Annotated in this window: 12 protein-coding genes; 6 read left to right on the top strand and 6 right to left on the bottom strand. The window is 45.0% G+C overall.

The window, feature by feature from the left end; translation table 11 throughout:
• Positions 1-88: 88 nt before the first annotated feature.
• Positions 89-1,312, top strand: a complete 1,224-nt coding sequence (locus V144x_RS01430; RefSeq protein WP_144980312.1) for a THUMP domain-containing class I SAM-dependent RNA methyltransferase — start codon at positions 89-91, stop codon at positions 1,310-1,312.
• 17 nt (positions 1,313-1,329) lie between these two features.
• Here the strand turns inward: V144x_RS01430 and V144x_RS01425 are convergent, their stop codons facing one another.
• From V144x_RS01425 to V144x_RS01415, 3 genes are all read right to left on the bottom strand, one after another.
• Positions 1,330-3,441, bottom strand: coding sequence for an ATP-dependent helicase (locus tag V144x_RS01425; RefSeq protein WP_232102676.1), 2,112 nt, complete (start codon positions 3,439-3,441; stop codon positions 1,330-1,332).
• A gap of 105 nt (positions 3,442-3,546) precedes the next feature.
• On the bottom strand, positions 3,547-6,099 hold the full coding sequence (locus V144x_RS01420) for a family 16 glycoside hydrolase (RefSeq protein WP_144980309.1): 2,553 nt from the start codon (positions 6,097-6,099) through the stop codon (positions 3,547-3,549).
• Positions 6,100-6,176: 77 nt separating this feature from the next.
• On the bottom strand, positions 6,177-7,469 hold the full coding sequence (locus tag V144x_RS01415) for a Gfo/Idh/MocA family protein (protein WP_144980306.1): 1,293 nt from the start codon (positions 7,467-7,469) through the stop codon (positions 6,177-6,179).
• Positions 7,470-7,655: 186 nt separating this feature from the next.
• Between V144x_RS01415 and V144x_RS01410 the strand changes: the two genes are divergently transcribed.
• On the top strand, positions 7,656-8,387 hold the full coding sequence (locus V144x_RS01410) for an AraC family transcriptional regulator (RefSeq protein ID WP_144980303.1): 732 nt from the start codon (positions 7,656-7,658) through the stop codon (positions 8,385-8,387).
• A 164-nt stretch (positions 8,388-8,551) separates the two neighbouring features.
• On the top strand, positions 8,552-9,100 hold the full coding sequence (locus V144x_RS01405; protein ID WP_144980300.1) for a pyridoxamine 5'-phosphate oxidase family protein: 549 nt from the start codon (positions 8,552-8,554) through the stop codon (positions 9,098-9,100).
• Positions 9,101-9,129: 29 nt separating this feature from the next.
• On the opposite strand, the gene V144x_RS01400 is transcribed toward V144x_RS01405, so the two are convergent.
• The 3 genes from V144x_RS01400 to V144x_RS01390 form a co-directional block, all read right to left on the bottom strand.
• Entirely contained in the window at positions 9,130-10,323 is a 1,194-nt protein-coding gene (locus V144x_RS01400; RefSeq protein WP_144980297.1) for a hypothetical protein, read from the bottom strand.
• Between the two features lie 437 nt (positions 10,324-10,760).
• The gene (locus V144x_RS01395; RefSeq protein ID WP_144980294.1) at positions 10,761-11,681 is read right to left on the bottom strand and encodes a hypothetical protein; all 921 of its coding nucleotides are present in this window, start codon (positions 11,679-11,681) and stop codon (positions 10,761-10,763) included.
• 404 nt (positions 11,682-12,085) lie between these two features.
• The gene (locus V144x_RS01390) at positions 12,086-12,580 is read right to left on the bottom strand and encodes a hypothetical protein (protein WP_144980291.1); all 495 of its coding nucleotides are present in this window, start codon (positions 12,578-12,580) and stop codon (positions 12,086-12,088) included.
• Between the two features lie 1,326 nt (positions 12,581-13,906).
• Here V144x_RS01390 and V144x_RS01385 point away from each other — a divergent pair.
• From V144x_RS01385 to V144x_RS01375, 3 genes are all read left to right on the top strand, one after another.
• Complete coding sequence (locus V144x_RS01385) at positions 13,907-16,201, top strand: bifunctional SulP family inorganic anion transporter/carbonic anhydrase (RefSeq protein WP_144980288.1); 2,295 nt, start codon at positions 13,907-13,909, stop codon at positions 16,199-16,201.
• Positions 16,202-16,417: 216 nt separating this feature from the next.
• Positions 16,418-17,953 (top strand): sensor histidine kinase, encoded by a 1,536-nt coding sequence (locus V144x_RS01380; protein WP_144980285.1) that lies wholly within the window; start codon positions 16,418-16,420, stop codon positions 17,951-17,953.
• A 3-nt stretch (positions 17,954-17,956) separates the two neighbouring features.
• On the top strand, positions 17,957-19,405 hold the full coding sequence (locus tag V144x_RS01375; protein ID WP_144980282.1) for a sigma-54-dependent transcriptional regulator: 1,449 nt from the start codon (positions 17,957-17,959) through the stop codon (positions 19,403-19,405).
• Positions 19,406-19,590: the final 185 nt, after the last annotated feature.

Here is a 19,590-nt window from a genome sequence, read left to right as displayed (position 1 = left end):
TCCATATATAGTAGTATGATCATCCCTCTGCCCTTTTTCTACCGGATATTGTTTGTTTTACTGAATTCGAAAGTGATACCCCGCCAGTATGTCCGAGCCAATAACTCTCATAGCCACTTCTGCTTTTGGCCTGGAAGCCGTGGTTTCGCGCGAATTAAAACAACTGGGATACGAAGATCAGACGGTCGAAAACGGACGCGTCACATTTCAAGGCGATCTGAAAGCCATCTGCCGCTGTAATCTCTGGCTCCGCAGTGCAGACCGAGTGTTACTCTGCCTGGGTGAATTCACGGCCCTTGATTTTGACGATCTGTTTGAGGAGGTCCGAGAACTCGAATGGGAACGCTGGATGCCTCCTTCTGTGCAGTTTCCCGTCAGAGCATCCACGGTTCGTTCGAAGATCAACAGCGCTAAAAACTCACAGAAGGTAGTCAAGAAAGCAATCGCCGAACGCTTGAAGCAGCATTACATTAAAGACTGGTTCCCGGAAGACGGCCCCCTGTATTCGGTCAGCGTTTCGATATTAAAAGATAAAGCATCGGTTTGTATCGACACCACAGGCCCCAGCCTGCACAAGCGCGGCTATCGCACGTTGACTGCGGGAGCACAACTGAAAGAAACGTTAGCCGCCGGGTTAATTCAATTAAGTTACTGGAATCGTGAACGTCCTTTTATTGACCCGTGTTGCGGTTCGGGAACCATTCCCATCGAAGCCGCCTTAATCGGAACCAATACCGCACCCGGTATCAATCGCGATTTTACCTCGGAAGGCTGGCAGCAACTTTCTACCGAACTATGGGAGGCCGCCCGCGAAGAAGCCCATGATCTGGTGCGTAATGACATCGCCTTTCGTTTGCAGGGCTACGACATCGATCCTGCCATGATTCGCATGGCCCGTTATCACGCACAACAATCAGGGATGGATGAGTACATACACTTTCAAGAACAACCGCTTTCTGAATTAAGCACGCCCCGCAAATATGGTTGCCTGATTACCAATCCTCCATATGGAGAACGCCTGGGTGAGAAAGAAGATGCCGAAAAAATTTATCGCGAAATGAAACGTGTGTGCGAACCGTTAGAAATGTGGTCCATTTATGTACTGACGTCTCATCCCGGTTTTGAACGCATCTTTGGTCGCAAAGCACGCCGCCGAAAATTGTATAATGGTCGCATTGAATGCACATACTACCAATTTCCTGGCCCACCGCCTCCACGCAAAAAAACTCCCTGGGACCAGGCTACCAGTGCCAGTAAAAAATCGCCGGATGAAAAACCAGTCGATACCGAAACGGTAAACGAAGAAGAATAAGACGTAAGTCTGCTCGTTCAGGCAGACCACATATTACGAATATTCTTGCGAATGTCTTCCGCCGTCGTTTCGATCTGGGCGTCCTCTGGTGTGTCCAAATCTTCTGCATTGAAAGCGGGTCGACGTTGGAACAACGGAATCGTCTTCGAGGATATAAACCGCGTCAATTGTGCATAACTGTGTGCCTGATTCCAGCGACGGTTCTGGAAATACTGACGATGTGGAAAACAGACATAGAGCCAGTTCTTCGCCCGCGTGAGTGCTACATAAAACAGCCGACGCTCTTCATCGATTTCGTCATTACTCTCCAAAGACATTTCGGAAGGAATGCTGCCATCGGCGGCCTGCAACACATACACGGCATCCCACTCCAGCCCTTTCGAAGAGTGGATCGTACTCAAAACAAGAAAATCATCATCGTCCTGACCTGACGCTGCAGTGACGTCCTGTGTGGAACTGGGAGGATCAAGGGTGATCTCTTCCAGAAAACTCATGCGACTGCTGAAGCGGCTGGCAACCTGTTCCAATTGTTCCAGATCGCGTTGACGGGATGTCGCGTTATCATACTGTTGATCCAGTAACGGCGCATAAAAGGTACGCACCTGATGAACTTCCGCTGAAATACCTCGCTTTTCCGACTGAGGCGAAGACAGGTTTTTCATCAATCGCACAAACAAAGGCCAATGCTCGACAGTCGCCGCCGGCGGTTTGAATTCTGACCACGCATCGAATCGAAACTGGGAATCCGCCAGCAGATTTAATAATTGTTGTGCTTTCTTCTGACCGATACCAGGCAGGAGTGTCAAAACCCGCAGTCCGGAAACGGCATCACGCGGATTTTCTGCCAGTCGTAAATAGGCCATTAAATCTTTGACGTGCGCCGTTTCAATAAATTTCAAACCACCATATTTGTGATAGGCAATATTACGTCGCGCCAGTTCGACTTCGAGCGACAGGCTATGGTGCGAAGCTCGAAACAAAACCGCCTGTTGATGCAGGGGCATTCCAGCTTCTCGGTGCTCAAGGACCTGCTGTACAACAAAATCAGCTTGCTCATTGTTATCACTGCAGTCGATGATATACGGGGCTTCCCCTGCAATTTTCGCTGACCAGAGATTTTTCTCAAACCGCTCATGGGCTTCGTCGATAATCTGGTTCGTCGCCTGCAAAATCGGTTGTGTGCTACGATAATTTTCTTCGAGCGTGACCACAGTTGTACCGGGATATTCTTCCGGAAAGTCGAGAATATTCCGCACGGTTGCCGCCCGGAAGGAATAGATCGACTGTGCATCATCGCCCACGACTGTCAGACCGTTTCCGTCGGGTGACAGGTTTTTCAAAATGCCTGACTGCAAAACATTTGTGTCCTGATACTCGTCGACAAGAATCGCTTCGAACTGGCCGCGTAACAATTTGCCGCCAGCAGGGTCTGCTCCAAGTGCATGCCAGAAGAGTAGTAAATCGTCGTAATCGAGTATGTTCTGTTTTTCTTTGCGATCCACAAACGCCTGAAACAGTTTTTTGAGGTCATCCACATGCTCCAGACACCATGGATAATGTCGTTCTAGAATCGGCTCCAGCTTCAAACAGGTGTTTACACAACGGCTGTAAATCTCCACCAGTGTCCCTTTACGGGGGAACTTTTTACCATTGTTGCCCAACTCCATTTCGCTGCGAATCGCGCTCATTAAATCTTCAGCATCGCTACGATCAATGATGGTAAAGTCATCCGGCAGATTGATGGCTTGCCCATAACGTCTCAGCAACCGGGCGGCCGTTGAATGAAATGTGCCTCCCCAGATGCTGCGCGACCGTGCAGAGGATGATCTCTCTCGACCATCACCTAACGTACGTAGTAGCGCATCGACGCGACGAATCATTTCATTTGCAGCCCGCCGCGAGAATGTAAGCAGCAAGATACGACTGGGATCGACGCCTTGCGCAATGAGATAAGCAACACGGTGTGACAGTGTCGTCGTTTTGCCTGTACCAGCCCCCGCAATAATCAGCAGTGGACCAGACTCGTGACAGGCGGCTGCCTGCTGTTCTGGATTGAGCTGTTTAAACAGGTTTTCAAGTTCTGCTGGAATGTCTGACATCCGTGCCCCACCGCGGTCGAAAGAATTCATATATATCTGCTTATTCTCTATTTTCGCCGGGCAGAAAGTTATCGCAAGGGGCGGATCTCAAAATTGTTGATGAACGGCTGTTTTTCCTCTTCCGTAAACGATCGCTTATAGTTCCCGCAGGCGAATATTACGATAATGCACCTGATTGACGAGGTTCCCATGAATCTGTAACGCGATAATTCCCTTGAGCGGAATCTTTGGATCGTCTTCGGTAAAGTCGACCGTCTGTACTCCGTTAATCCAGAGCTGAATCCGTGGACCTTCACAGCGGATGCGATACGTGTTCCAATCATCCATGCGAATTGGGAAAGTTCGCTGGTCTTTTGGTGGTCCAGCCAGAATTTTTTTGCGGCGGGATTCGTCATACAAACAACCCCAGTAACCGGTACCTAGGTCCGCCTGATATCCGATGACTTCATGATGATCGGGAATTTCCGCTGTTCGAATTTGTACGCCCGCGTTGGTTTTATCACCAAGTAATTTGAATTCCAGCTTGAGTTCAAAATCATCGTATTCCTTGTTGGAACGCAAAAACTCGTTGCGCTCCACTTTCTCAGTCAGACTGCCGCCAACGATTTCTCCATCCTCGATTCGGAAAATCTTTTCATTGCCATGCCAACCGTCAAATGACTTTCCATCAAACAGAGATTGGAAGCCTGCCGCTTGTTCGTCCTGTTCTGCTTGAACTCGCACACGCTCCAGTTGCTGTGTGGCCCGTTTTTTCAGGTTGGCATTAGAAGTGGTCGCGATGACCTGTTGCAAGGCGTTTTGCAGCAGGTCAGCATCAACGGGCGTACCTCGTTCTGCCCAGGAAACTATTATAGAACTAGCAGGCACATTGAGCTGTTTGTCTTTGAGCAGAGAAACCGTATAGTTCACTGCCAGGGGATTTGGATAGCGTCGTAAAACTTCAAAGACCAGTTTTCGTTCATCGTTCCGTTCTGCATTCGCCAGCGTATTGCGACAGACTTCCAGACGTTGTTCCGGCGTCATGTTGAGCTGGCGAGCAACGCGAATATAACCGCGAAGAGAACGAATTTTGTATTTTCGGTTCTCCAGATTTTTTGCGAGATCCAACAATGCAGGAGCGACATCAATACTGACCCATTTCCCCAGTAAGTCGGTGGCGGTATTTTGTAAAGCGTCATTGTTCGAACGCGCTGCTTTGACAATGGTCTTGAGTGCCGTTTCGCCTCCAATGGCCGCCAGTTGCTTCAACAAGAGCTGTTTTTGCTCAGTTGTAGCGCCCTGCATCGCAGATGCCAGCGCTTGTGCGGTCTGATCTAAAGGCAAACGCGAGCAGGCCGCTTTAAGGGCGTCGCTGGTTGTTTTATCATTCGGATTCTTTAATGCCAGTGTGATTAACTGAGAAAGAGTTGCCGCAGAAGTCGTACCCCCCAGTGCTTTGATAGCTGCTTGCTTGACTTCAGTATTAGAATGACTGGCTAATGAAAGCAATGTTGGGGTTACAGAATCAATACGGCACGCCCCCGCCAATTGCAGCCCCATCAGTTGCTGTGGGAGTCCTTCGCTCTCAACCAGTTTTCGTGTATTTGACTCAATCAAAGCTTTCACTTTTTCAGGAGGTTGGCTGGAACTGATTTGGGTGATGACAGCTTGCGCTGCAGACACGATTTCAGAATTGTTTTGCTTCAATAGACCAAACAGGTCTTTCAAAACCTGAAGTTGAGCGTTTTCGTCCAAGGCAGGCTCCAGTTCACTTAACGCATAAACCGCCTGTAGTTTGAGTGGTTCCGACCCTGTGGTTGCCGCCTTGCGAATCAAAGGTAGTGCTGTCGAATCGTGTGAAAGACTCAAAGCGGGGATCACGAGAGCTTTGCGTTCGTCAGGGAGCGCGTTAAACACATTGATGAGTGTGGAAGTGGACTGTTTACCCAAATCGCGGGCCGCTTGTAAACCAGAACGAAACCGGGAAAGGTCTTCTGACTTGAGTTCCTCTGCCAGCAATCCGAGTCCCGCTTTACCTTTAAGCACTATCGTCAGTTGCATCGCCGCCACCTTGATATTTTTCGGTAAATCGGCTTTGTGAACGAGTTCTGTCAAGGCGATCGCCGTTTGTTTGTCTCCTTTTTTTGCCAGAGAGCGGGCACACATCAAACACGCAAAACCCACTTCACGCTGTAACTTCTTATCCCCTTTGCCAATCGCAGCCTGCAACGCATCCGCTGCGGATTTTGTACCAATTGAACCCAAAGCATGTGCAGCAGCGATGGCAATCTTTGTGTTTTTATCTGAGAGAAGCTTTGTCAGATCTCCGGTTGCTTTCTTGTCTTTACGCTTGCCAATCGAATTGATCACGCCAACCAGTAGATTTCCTTTCACTTCTGTCAGAGCGTTTCGCAGCGCATCATCTGCCCCTTGATCGGGAATGTTTTCCAGAGCAGAGCGAGTATAGGTTGCCAGTTTTGGATTACCAAGGTAGTTCGCGAGGGAAGTAATTGCCGACTTATGACCTATGGCAGCCAGACGGCGACAGGCCATCGCTTTGGTATGGGTGTCTGCATCAGAATTCAGAACCTTCACCAACCGTGCCGTCTCTTTTTTCGAGTCATTTTTCGTATCGGCATTGGCGGGTGTTACGTTAAGCAGCAGAGAAAAAGAAAGCAAAAGGATCACAGGGTACTTCAAAGCAAACATGAGCACGAATTCCTCGAGGGAAAGGAGGTGTAAAAAGTAATGGGAAAATCAAAAACCATTTCTATGTGAAACGCAGCTTAGACAGTCCACGGTTCTCGCATCGCGCGGCTCCGCATACGATTGGCTTCCTCGTCGTTCACGAATTCTTCTGCCACCGGATCAAACTGCAACTTCCGTCCCAGCTTCCAGGCAATCGCTGCCGCATGACAGGCAATGTGGGAACGAGCCATTACATCTTCATTGGCCGCGGGTTTGGAACGAGTCTTCACACAGTTAAAGAAATCACGTACATGAAATTTAGGTGATGTACCCGGAATCGAACTGGGTGAGGGAAGTGATGCCCTTAGTTGGTCTGAGGACACTGCCGTTTGACCCGAGTCACCGGTTTCGACCCAGCCTGATTCGCCTTCAAACCGAACCGGACAGGTCCCCAGTCCCATCCAGCCATTGCGACGCATAACCAGTTTCACACCATTTTCGTAAACACATTCAATGACGTTGTCATTCGGAACATCCTTGGGTTCATATGTCACCGGCATGGTATGGTCTGCGTCGAGCGCCCATTGACAGATATCCAATGTATGCGCGCCCCAGTCGAGTAGTTTCGCACCGGAATCGAAATCGTAATGTCCACGCCAGGCGCCATCAACATACGCACGGTTATAAGGTCGCCACGGTGCAGGGCCGAGCCACATGTTCCAGTCCACTACTTCAGGATCAGGCTCTGGTTCCGCCGGCAGCCAGTCGTGACGATCAATCAATTGATAGATGGAAGCATGCACGGTATGAATTTTTCCAAGTTGTCCTGTCTGAGCCAGTTTGGAAGCGTGCGCAAAGTTTGAAACATTACGACGCTGCGTGCCTGCCTGAAAAACACGACCCGTGCGTTGAATTGTCTCTTGTAATTTACGGGCGAGTTCCATTGTAATCGCACACGGTTTTTCGGAATACACATCTTTCCCCGCTTCCGCCGCCATCATCGACGCGGTCGCGTGCCAGCGATCGCCCGTGGCAATTAAAACAGCGTCAATGTCATCCCGTGCCAGGAGTTCGCGGAAGTCACGATAGGTATCGCATTTCTGATCACCGTTCTGTTTGTCGGCCATGCCTTTGACAGTTTTGCGTTGATCAGCACGAACATCGGCAATCGCCACAAATCGCACATCGGGTTGTTCCAACATATGACTCAACACATACCCACCACGTCTGCGAATGCCGATACCTCCCAGATTGATGCGTTCGCTGGGAGCCACGGTTCCGTTCAATCCCAGCGCAGTTCCGGGAATGATTGTAGGAGCCGAGAAAACAGTACTGGCGACAGCCGCCGTTTTCATAAAGTCACGACGATTAAGAGCACCTTTGTTCGTCATCAGATTCTCCTCGTAAGCTATTGGGGGGTGAGTTGAATTTGTATTTTCAATATGTTTTGCCTGGCGAACAGTCAAATCAACGTTTGCACAATTTCATTTATTGTAATCTTCAAGGTAGTGCCCGTCTTGGAAATTCGAGGCGAAATTGTGTATATTTAGCGCATTCCTGCACCAGAAATAAATTCCATGAATGTCTCCCTCCAGCAACAATTCTTCAAAAAAGTCCCCGGAATTGAGCAAACGTGTCGACTGTTCGCCCATTTGCCCGATGTGTATCTGGTTGTGAAAGATGACGAAGGACGATTCATTAAACACAACCAGGCATTATTAAACTGGCTCAAAGTCGATTCTGATGAGGAACTAATCGGCAAGACCGATTTTGACATCCATCCACGAGATCAAGCCGAGGCATATCAACGTGAAGATCAACGCGTCATGAAATCGGAAGAACCACTGGTTGATCTCGTACATCCCGTGACCGGCGGTGAAGGAGCCACCTCCTGGTTTCAGGTCATCAAAGAACCCTTGTTCGATAAGCAACGCAGAGTCGCAGGTGTCGTGGGCATGATGCGCGATTATCAGCGTGCCGGTCTGGCGATTGCCCCCTATTTGGAAATGCAACAAGTGTTCGATCATATCGATGATCATTTTCAGCGAGAAATCACAGTGAAAGAACTGGCATCTCTGGTGGAACTTTCGACCAGCCAGTTTCAGCGCCGGTTTCGCAAGCTGTTCAACACAAGTCCCGCCAGTTACATTAATCACGTTCGCATTCAATCTGCCTGTCGCAAGCTGACTTCCACTACCGATACGATATCACATATCGCGATTCAAACCGGATTTTACGACCACAGCCATTTCTCCAAAGTCTTTAAGGCATATACGGGAGTCAGCCCCACTGAATATCGCCGCCAATAGAAGCAAAAAAGCAGTAGTCTTGTTTCATTAATCTGCGATAATAGAAATATTGATAAGTTCAACACAAGCTCCACCAGCCTTGAACTTTTTGGGGATTAGAGTGTCACACTCTTAATGCAGAAAAAAAGTATTTTAAAACCACCCTCTGTTAGAAAAGACTCAGTATGGGACAGCGTTTCACCGAATTGCCAGAAAAACAAATCGAGTTCATCAAAGAGCAAAAGTTATTCTTCGTCGGGACAGCAACGGCTGACAGCCGGATTAATATCTCTCCCAAAGGCATGGACTCACTGCGTGTTCTGAGTCCCACACAAGTCATCTGGCTGAACGTGACTGGCAGCGGCAATGAAACTTCCGCACACATTCAGGAAGACGGGCGAATGACAATTATGTTTTGTGCCTTCACAGGGAAGCCTCTCATCTTGCGTCTGTATGGACAGGCGAAAGTCCTACATCCTCACGATGCAGCGTGGGAAGAATTAGTTTCTCACTTTCCTCACACGCCCGGCGCACGACAGATTTTTGATATGCACGTTGATCTGGTCCAGACCTCTTGTGGAATGGGTGTCCCATTTTATGACTATGTCGAAGAACGGGAACTGTTAACAAGCTGGGCCATCAAGCAAGGGGAAGAAGGCGTATCTGAGTACTGGAAAAAGAAAAACCAACTCAGCCTCGACGGCAAACCAACGCACATTCTGGATAGAGAATAAACAGGTAACAGAGCTGTTTTGGTTTCATTCTAAAGTAAGCCTTGTTTTTTAAGTGACCTGAATCGACTCCAGGGTACTGCCGATTTAATGTCGACATAAGGATTAATTTCCCCTGTGTTATCAATGGCGGCAACAATAAAATCGGGAGTCACCTCGATGTGTTGTGACCAATCATATTGGTTCAGTTTTTTGGAAACCTTTTGGAGAACTTTCTTAGCAGATTCGTAATTATCGATTTGATCCATCTGCTGACAGTGGAGAGCACACATCCTTTTTAAATTGCCATCATTGAGTTGAAGTTCAACATTAGTCTCTTTTTCTCTCATTTCATCAGGAGACCAAAGGCAATATAGCTCTTCCTGCTCACTGTTTAAGATTCTCTGCTGCTCGTTTAAACTACCCAGAACTAAAAAGGGGGGCCAGCCTGCACCAAAATCCTCTTCGCAATAGCAAAGTAGTAAGCAATAATAAACGTCCCTTGCACTTGAATCGGAAATCGTCTCTGGAATTTGCTCCAATAACATTGATTGGATTTCTTTGGCAAGTTGGGAAAGTGTCTCTTTTTTTTGAGGACGCTCATATTCGATAATTGGATGGAGTTCCTCACAAATAGTTCCATCCTCATTCAGATAATGTTTTGTGATTTTCTCAAGTTCTCCGAATTGACCATATTCATAACTTCGTTTTGTTCGTGCGGCAACTTTTTGCCTTTGCCAATTAATAGAGATTTCTTTTGTCACATGTCCAAATTTATAATAGAAATGACTCTCAGTAATTGAATTAATGGTATTGTGTTTTACGAATGACTTTAAAAGCTTTTTTTCTTTAAATACATTACGTCTTAGATAGTTTATTTTGGGTCCAGAGTTTTTCAATTCGATTTCGTCAGCGAAATTTTTACCATATATCAGGTAGGTAGATTTACGAGGCTTTTCCTTTCTCGTTTTATTGAACCAGTAATCTTCAATTACTTGTATTTTTCCGTTCTCGTCAAGTCCATGTCGAAGATTACCTGGCTTTGGTTTAGCTCCTTCAATAAGCCATTTTATTTTCGTATTATATAATTCAGCGCGAAAAGGTTCATTTCGCGACATATCGTCAGTTGCCCAGCGCCATTTTACCACTTTGGAACTGCACTCTTTAACAATACGACCTAGTACCTCGGGTTGAGAGTACTTTTCGAACATTGAATTTAAGTAATCGGGCTGAAAAGATTCAAACACAACAGTCCCCAATGACTTTTGCCAGATTTATATAACGACTAAACATAACTATGATAAAATATCAGACTAAACAAAGAACTTAAGGCACCAACTAAAAAGTAGCAGAGTATGGGAAAACTCTTGATATGTTTGGCGAATGATTGGATGCAACTTGATCTGCTAAAATCGTGATTGCGAATATTGGAACTCTTGGGTTAGAGGTTATTACGCATTTGGGCTACTAGCGTTTTAAAACAAGCATGTTTGCCATTTCTCACGTTAGAGTAATAGAATATACAGCAGGGTGTTGATTTGTCAATTTTGCTTTTTTGACTGGTGATCAATTTACGATTTGGATTCAGAAACAGAACGTATGGGGGGGGCTGAAACCAATGCTAACTCTATGGAATAGATCGCGAGTCTGCTAAACCGGGACCAAGTAACACAAACAAAAAGTATCACCAACTGGCGATGGCTCGTATTATGAATGACTGCTCATAACCTCCAGAAAACGTTCCCAAGCCGAGCCCGGATTGAACTTGCAACGATTCAGTCAAGTCGTAGTGTATCTGGGGCACAACGATGAAGCTAGACTCTCCATTGAGTTTTGAGGTGCCGTTAGTTTCCACACCCAGCTTTGTATTTGGGGCTACATCCGCAAAAAGTGAGATATTCAGAATTCGTTCAAATGTTTGTGAGTTTTGAGCTCCCTCCAGATCCATGCGGCCTCCGATCATAAAGAGTACACTCCAGGTTTCATTGAATCGAATACCACCCAGGTACAATAATGTGGTATTCCATTGCTCCCAGGCCACCGTCGGCTCAACGAGCATCTGAATACCATGGATATAGTGATTGTCAAAAGCAGTTCCTATTGTCCACTGAAGGCCCAGCTTATATTCCTCCAGTGATGAATTTTCGAAAGGAAATTCAAACTCGATTGCAAAATTATCTACGATGGCATATTCCAGTTCCGGTGCCCACTCAATTCCTTTTTTGTCAAGTGTTGTTGGACCGGGGCCAAAAGGGTCGTCATTTTCTGGCTGGGTATTTGATTCTGCCCACGGAAAGATAGAAAGTGTATTGATCTCCACTTCGCCTTTACGAGCCCCTAATGGCCGGACTAAATCAAACAGTAGTGGCTCCGGAACCTCTACATGAGCTATGTCATGTTCATGTACTTCAGGTTCTGCGTATCCTCCTAAAGCTAGTGAGTATTTCAAGAGCGGAACTGTATCCGCAAGGTAGTCCGGGTTAGTCGGTCTAAAATCATTCAAATTCAGATCGGACCCACAGACTGGTTTGCTGTCCATGATTCCGGCTAGAAAGATACCACAACTTACTAGCCATGTGAGTCTGATAAATCGTTCGTTTATCATATAGATTTCCAGTTTCCTTTTCGTAATTAGCGTCTGAAGAAGCAGCTTCCATTGGTTACAAAGCTACAGATTTCTCCGAAAGTTTTGTGATGCCATAGATTGATTAATAGAAGTGTTAGATCTCACATCAGTCAGTAAATCGATTTCTTAATTTTTGCAGGTTGCAATCGGGGTTAACTCACTTCTACATTCAATTTGAGAGGCTATGAATTCAAATTTAGGTTCGCATTATTTCCTCATCTGCGAAAAAAGTGAGTTTAAGAAACTGCTACAGAGTATTCTGCGATATAGGATTGTCTAACATTACTTTGAGTAAGCTACTTCCTTCCTGCAAAAGAGGATTGAGTCCGATAGCCCGTCTGGTTTCACAGTAAACGATTGGTGAAACTCAAATAGATCGGCTCCTAAGAAATAAATAGAGAGTCCGCATTGAATCCGGCATCCTCATAATAGGCAATCATAATCAAATCATATTCTTCCGATTCATGCTTTAGCAGCGCTTCATGAAATTTTCGAAATCGCTTGATGAGTTTCGTATAAATAATTCCATTGACTTGTAAATGCAAACTTTCTTCAGCCTGATCTGCAATCGCGTTGATTTCTAAATACAGTTCTACATGTTGTCCATTCAAACGCTTTGCCTCCTTACAGAGCACAGGAATGATTTGTAAAGGGTCATCAAAATATCCTAAAGTGTCCTCAAGCGTGAAATGCATTTCTAGTAAATCTCGTAATTTGTTAATCAATTCGCTAAACTTCGTAGGCTCAAGGTTTCTTTTGTCATCGACTGAGCAGAGTTTCCAAAGAGTTTTCAATAATTCAACGAGTCGTAAATTATTGTCTTTAATTTCCTGAAGAAAAGCGGCGTTGATTGTGATATTAGATCCGTTGATGCTCATATTCTCGTGTCCTTCTGAGTCGAACAAACGATTTTAAAATTTCTTTTTTGGACCCCATGTAAAAAAAATCTATTCGTAGTAACCAGGATGGGATTCCGCTTCATTAGTTCCCTCTAGTCGAAATGAGGAGGAGGAGCCAGGAAGTGTCACGATCTGTTTTGTCTGGTACGATAACAGCCCTACTAACCTAGATGATCGTGAAGACCATTCGAATTTCAGCCAGCATAATCCAGCATAATACTTTCACTATTTTGATATACGAGAGCTGGCATAGTTATTATCCTGACGATGATTTATGCAACACAATCGTTTGATGATGTTCTCTTGATTTCACAGTAACTGTGACCAAACAAAAACTGACGAAGTAAGGCAGGCTCCGATGAGCATCATCAATAAGTTATGAATAAGGCGATCAGCCTTCGTGTCTATGCCAGTTATCTGAAGTTGATCTGGCATATCAAATTGTCTTTCCTGGCTCTGCAATGAGAATTTTGCGATCCCAGACAAATCAGTTGTTCTCTGAGAACTTCGTAAGACAATCTGTTGATTGACGGTATTTCCATTAGACTCTGGGGCAATCATACTAGTGACTCCGATCATGACGCGTTTTGATTGTTTTTGATTAGATGACTCTAATGCTTGCAAAAGCAAAGCGTGTGCCGAATTCAGTGCTCTTGTGCGTAGCTCAATACATTGAGAATTTAAGCGTCAATTTTGCGGTAAGTTATGTTTTGGCTTTCTTAAAAATTTTTAATCAGCATCCCTTTGTTTTCTGATTCCAGCTTAATCGCTGTTTAATATTCAGCCAAACTGCGAAATAATCGCCAGTAAATAGACTTCTCAATCGTGCAGAATAAAGCCAATAAGTGTTCCCACTGCAATATCGTCGAACTTGCTTTTTGCCGCAGTTTTTGTGCGATGATTCCAAGTGATAAGTCAGCTCCCAGCAAGACGAAAGTATCTGCTAACGAATTTTACGTTTCTCAGCAAATATGATCAGAGAATCAAGTTGTGAAAACATGCATAGAAGATCAATCATCGCTAGCTAACTCATAGTGTTTGACAACGTCTTTGGAAACATGATCGTAATTGGACTTCCAGGGCATGGAGTTTGCTAGTTATCCACTTCTAGAGGAAGACTTAGAGAAATGTTCGAAATTTTTGCGATAAGGTTGTCGAAAATCAGCCATCCTGGCGAGTTCTAGACAGGCCTCGATACTGTTTTACTGAAATATACAGTCAGACAACGTGGCTTGGCGAGCGCTTCTCAGTTCGGATTAACCCTTCATTCTTTCAATATTGCTTGACTAAAAGATGAATTAAATCATGAATCGGCAAAAGCTGAAGAGAGAAACCGTAGGCCATGATGTAAAAGCTAGTCTGGTTCTGTTTCTGGTAACCTTACCCCTTTGCTTAGGAATCGCGCTGGCCTCGAATGCCCCTCTCGTTTCAGGAATCATTTCGGGAATTGTTGGTGGTATCGTAGTGGGGCTGCTTAGTCATTCACACTCAAGTGTAAGTGGGCCAGCAGTTGGATTAACCATTATCGTGGCGGCACAGATCGCTCAATTTGGCTCGTTTGAAGCATTTTTGCTGGTGGTTATTATTGCCGGTCTGATTCAGGTAGCTATTGGCCTTTGCCGGGCAGGATTCATTGCAATGTTTATCCCCACGATTGTGGTTAAAGGGTTTTTGACGGCAATCGGTGTGATTCTCATACTGAATCAACTTCCACATCTTCTTGGGCATGATACTAATCCAGAAGGCAAAGTATCTTTTGTGCAGATTGACAGTCAAAAACTATTTTCAGAGTTGCTCATACTGTTTGAGGGACAATGGCATCTGGGTGCAGCAACGATTGGATTGCTCTCAATCATGCTTTTAATTTTATGGGAGCAAATATCTTTTTTGAAACGTTCATTCATCCCAGTACCATTGGTCGTAGTTCTTCTAGGAACCGCGCTGAGTCAGTTTTTTGAACGCCTTGGAGGCGACTGGTCCATACAAACATCACATCTGGTTCAGGTTCCGGTAGCGAATGGCCTCCAAGGATTGCAGCAATTTCTCGTATTTCCGGATTTCTCACTATGGTCTAACCCGCAAATCTATACGGCCGCTTTATTGATTGCCGTGGTCACTTCATTGGAAACGCTATTCAGCCTGGAAGCAGCAGACCGAATTGATCCACAGCAGAGGCAATCGCCTCCTAATCGTGAACTCTTTGCGCAGGGAATCGGCAATATCGTTGCCGGCATGTTTGGAGGACTTCCAGTTGCTTCTACAATTGTCCGCAGTTCAGTTAATATCAATGCAGGTGGGCAAACAAAGCTTTCAACAATATTACATGGTTTTCTGTTATTCATCTGTTTCTTGCTGATGCCCCAAATGTTGAATCTGATACCACTCTCCTGCCTAGCAGGGATTCTGCTGATTACCGGCTTTAAACTTGCTAGCCCAACCCTGATAAAAAAAACGTACTGTGAGGGACCGCATCAGTTCGCACCTTTTATCATTACGGTAATGGCAATCGTTTTTATAGATGTCGTGATAGGTCTCTTAGTTGGCATCGTTATCAGCACCATTTTCATTTTGTATAACAATATGAAACGCCCGCTCTCTCGCATTTGGGAAAAGCACATCGGTGGCAAAGTCATGAAAATTGAACTTGCCAACCAAGTCTGTTTTCTTAATCGTGCTGTGATCAAGCAGGCATTACAGGAGATCCCAAGAGGTAGTTTTGCTCTGATCGACGGCCGTAACACTTTCTACATTGATCCAGATGTTCTCAGCATGTTACGTGAATTCGAAACTATCACGGCTCCTGCTCGTGGTATCAACTTAAGTCTTCGTGGGTTTAGCGAGAAATATCAACTGAATTATCAATTGAAGAATGAAATTCAGTATGTCGATTATTCGGCACGAGATCTACAAGAACAACTCACGCCGCAGAAGGTTTTGAGCCTACTTCGTGAAGGGAATGAGAGGTTTCGTACAGGATCAACACTCAGACGTGATCTGAAACAGCAGCTTAATACCACAACCAATGGCACCCCTCCATTAGCTGTGGTACTCAGCTGTATTGATCCCCGTGCCTCGGTTGAGTTAATTTTTGATCTCGATTTGGGCGATGCATTCAGTGTTCGAATTTCCGGAAACGCAATAACTCCCGAGGTTCTGGCAAGCCTTGAATATGGTTGTGTTATTGAGGGGGCTCCGTTGCTTGTCATAATGGGACACACACGGTGCGGAGCGATTAGTGCGACAATTGATAGTATCTGTTCAAATAGTCCAGCGAACACGAATTGTGACTGCGCACATCTCAAACATGTTGTTGACAAAATCGCGCAGTCGCTCAACCCAGATTATTGTCATGCTTCTAGAATCCCATCAGACAGAGATCGATACGAATTCGTTGATGCGGTCAGTCACCAAAATGTGTTGCTATCCGTAGAATCTGTACTGCAATCAAGTAAGGTAATCAGAGAACGAGTCCATTCAGGAAAACTAGCGATCGTCGGTGCAATGTATGATACGACTACAGGCTGTATCAATTTTTTAGAAGAACACCGCCGTATCAATGGCTCTCCACGTAATAATTCCAAGTCAAGATTCCAGAGATAGCCCAGATACACTATTGCTTTAAGTATTATCGAACTTTCATATCATTCGACATTCATAATATAATATCTCAGCACTTAGTCTCAGAGGGATAAGAACTGATACTGGTAAGATTCCAGTCACCAAAATAGAATGAACTCCTGACATATTTATTTTGAAGGATCAGATTTGAGCGTTCGTATCGAGATATTCTGCCTACATTTATTTTAGGAAAATCGGTTGAAATTCAGGACAACTATCCGAATCGCAGCTCCTATTATTTGCATCAGTTTGCTACTGCTGATTGTTGGTGTGTCGGGAGCATGGTACGTACAGAGATTACAGCGACAAACTTCTAAAGTCTTGAACCAGAATGTTGCCAGCATTCGTGCAGCAGAAGAACTGAATTTGTACTTATTGCAGGTCCGTTTTGAATTGAATCAATTTCTGATCGAAGGTAAATACCACAGAATAGGTCATGCTAAGGAAATAAAACCTAAAGTCAACGAATGGCTTAGCAAAGCCAGCCAGCTGGCAAATTCGTCTGAAGAACAGGAATCACTTACATCAATTCAAGAGGGTCTGACGCGACTGTTCACGAAATTGAACCAACTCTCTCCATCATCTGATCCACAAGAGCTTAGAAAAGAGGTCGAATTTCTCGTTGAAGAAGAGTTGTCAAAGAATATCTTGCCTTCTGCAACAAATTATCTCAATATCAATGAGCAGAAGTTGGAAGCAAGCAATCGTGAAAATCAAGAGTTTGCTGATCGTCTAGTCCTGGCACTACTTCTATTAGGAACATGTGGTGCCATTGCCGGGCTGGTTACCGGCTATGGCGTGGCAAGTACTATCAGTCGATCCATTGTAAAACTAAGTTTACCATTGAAGGATGTTGCAGGCCAATTGAACGAAGTTGTTGGACCAGTGACTATGTCCGCCAATCCGGAGATTGAAGATCTTGAAAATGCACTTAATACTGTATCTGATGAAGTTGCATCAGTAATTCAGCAATTGCAAGACCGACAGAGTGAAGTGATTCGTGCTGATCAATTAGCAGCCTTGGGTCAGCTGTCTGCTGGCTTGGCGCACGAACTGAGAAATCCTTTGATGTGTATGACGGTACTCGTGCAATCCGCATTAACTGATCAAACTCGAACACTGGATGAGAGTGACCTGCACGTACTCAACGATGAAATGCAGAGACTCGATCGACTCCTACAAGAATTTCTAAACTTTGCGCGTCCTGCAAAAATGGAATTTTCAAGAATTGACCTCCGTAAACTGGCAGAGCAAACAGCCGACTTTCTGCTGGCAAAAGCGACCCAGGTCGGCATTGAGATCAAAGTAATCACTCCGAATGCTCCTGTTACCGTTCTGGCCGATGACAAACAATTACGACAACTGATTCTCAATCTGTTACTCAATTCAATTGATGCTACCTCCACACAAGGTACTATCGAATTGGATTTATCAATCGATCCTCATGATGAACGATACTGTCTGCTCATCATACGGGATGAAGGAAACGGTTTAGGACCGGAAGTACTCAATCGCGCGTTTGAGCCATTTTTTAGTACTAAGAATGAGGGACTCGGAATGGGGTTGGTTACTTGTAAACGAATTGTTGAAGCACACCAGGGAGAGCTGTCTATCGCTAATGGACTTGAGAAAGGTGCAATTATAACTGTTCGTTTACCTATAATGACTAATGGTAGAGTCTCTGTAGAAGAGGATCGACCCGAACTTGATAAATTGATTACGAATGGAAAATGAATCGTGGCAAGGCTACTCATTATTGATGATGAACCAAATCTACTTTACTCGTTGCAGAAGACTTTACAGAGTGAAGAGCTTGAAATCATCACTGCAGAAACAGGCTGCGCTGGAATTGATTTAGTCAAAGAATTCCAGCCGGATGCCGTTATTTTGGATGTTCGTCTGCCTGATATGTCGGGGCTCGATGTTTTTAATGAAATTCGACGAATTGATACCAAGTTACCAGTAATCATATTCACAGCACACTCTACAACTGAGACTGCTATTGAAGCCACAAAACGCGGAGCGTATGAATATTTACTCAAGCCAGTTCAATTTGATCAGCTACAGGATATTATTAATCGTGCCATCAAAATTAGCCGCATGAGCCATGTTCCAACCACCTTTGGCGAAGTTGATTATGATTCAACTACAGATACCATCATCGGTCGCTCACCAGCTATGCAAAAAGTGTATAAAGCAATTGGACGTGCGGCACCCCAAGATGTCACTGTTCTCATTCAAGGAGAAAGCGGAACTGGAAAAGAAATGGTAGCCAAGGCAATCTATCACCATAGCCAGCGCAAGGATGGACCTTTTATGGCTATCAATTGTGCATCGATTCCAGATTCATTATTAGAGAGCGAACTATTTGGCCATGAGCGCGGCGCATACACTGGTGCGGATCGGCAACGTATAGGAAAGTACGAGCAAGTAGATGGTGGGACACTGTTTCTAGATGAAATCGGAGACATGTCTCCCTCCACACAAGCTAAAGTTTTACGGTTGCTTCAAGATGGAAGCTTTGAGCGTGTTGGTAGCAATGAAACAATACGAGCTGATGTGCGAATCATCTCTGCGACCAATCGTGATCTTGATAAGATGGTTGAATCAGGCGAGTTTCGCCAGGATCTCTACTATCGATTAAATGTGTTCTCAATCGAATTACCTCCACTCAGGAAACGGGTTGAAGATATACCTGCTCTGGTCGAACATTTTATTAAAACGGCAGGTAATCACGTTGTGAACTCTGTTCGTGGGATAAGTGATGATGCTTTAACGGCACTGATTCAACATGATTGGCCCGGAAATGTGCGAGAACTTCAAAGTGTCATTAAACATTGTCTCATACAAACTGTGGGAGAATTAATCACACCAGAAAGTCTCCCCTCAAGCTGCTTGAATAACCTGGTAAATGAGGCTGAGAAGGCAAATAGTGAATTGAATTCTAGGTCTCTTTCAGAGATCCATCAACATGTCGAAGAACTTCTGTCATCCGGTGAAGAGGATCTGCACCGAAAAGTACATGCCGGAATCGATCGTATACTACTCCCGAGTGTTCTAAATCACGTTGATGGTAGCCAGGTTCAAGCAGCACAGATTCTGGGCATTGCACGAAGCACTTTACGTAGTAGGATCGAAGATTTGGGTATTAGTATTGAAAAGCGAATACGCACTGAAGAAGAGTAATACAAAATCCATACTGAATAGAGTGAGCTTGTCTTTCATTCGGAAGTGAGAAAGACAGCAAATTTGTTTGGGCCAACCTTCGCCACCATGACTTCGATCTAGAACTCGTTGATTCTTAGCCTGGATATACCGGAAACAGCTTCGTACAGAGTCCCGTCAACTTGTCCTTCAATTATGATTTGTAT

The organism is Gimesia aquarii, from assembly GCF_007748195.1.
Classification (GTDB): domain Bacteria; phylum Planctomycetota; class Planctomycetia; order Planctomycetales; family Planctomycetaceae; genus Gimesia; species Gimesia aquarii.
Note: the sequence above shows the minus strand (reverse complement) of the source record. Positions and strands in the feature narration are given on the sequence as shown.